The organism is Levilactobacillus paucivorans (genome assembly GCF_001437125.1).
Classification (GTDB): domain Bacteria; phylum Bacillota; class Bacilli; order Lactobacillales; family Lactobacillaceae; genus Levilactobacillus; species Levilactobacillus paucivorans.
In genome coordinates this window covers 1-419 of sequence record NZ_JQCA01000103.1, presented here as the reverse complement: position 1 = coordinate 419, position 419 = coordinate 1, and the positions used below count along the sequence as shown (strand labels likewise).

General features: G+C 42.5%; 1 protein-coding gene. It reads left to right on the top strand.

Going from position 1 to position 419, the window contains the following annotated elements:
- Window positions 1-48: 48 nt before the first annotated feature.
- Window positions 49-419 (top strand): DDE-type integrase/transposase/recombinase (locus IV54_RS08270; RefSeq protein ID WP_237756698.1); only part of this gene is annotated, 371 nt, incomplete at its 3' end.

Sequence of the window (419 nt, the reverse complement as noted above, 5' to 3'; positions counted from 1 at the left end):
ACCTATATTCAAACGAAGCGTAATGGCTGGTGTTACTTATCAACCATCATGGACCTACACTCACGACGGATTATCGGCTATTCGCTCTCAAAAAAGATGGATACTGATTTAGTCTTAAAGACCCTGGAAAGCGCGGTTAAAAATCGAACCATTACTGGGGACCTGATTATCCACACAGACTTAGGATCACAGTACACCAGCGATGATTACAACCAACGGTTAACAGAACTACATATCCGCCACTCTCACAGCCGTAAGGGGTGTCCATACGATAATGCACCAATGGAATCTTTTCATGCTTCCCTCAAAAAGGAATGTGTTTATCCAGTGCCGGTCTTTGAGAATTATGAAACTGCCGCTGCTGTCCTTTTTGAATATGTGCATGCTTTCTACAATAGGAAGAGAATTCATAGTTCACT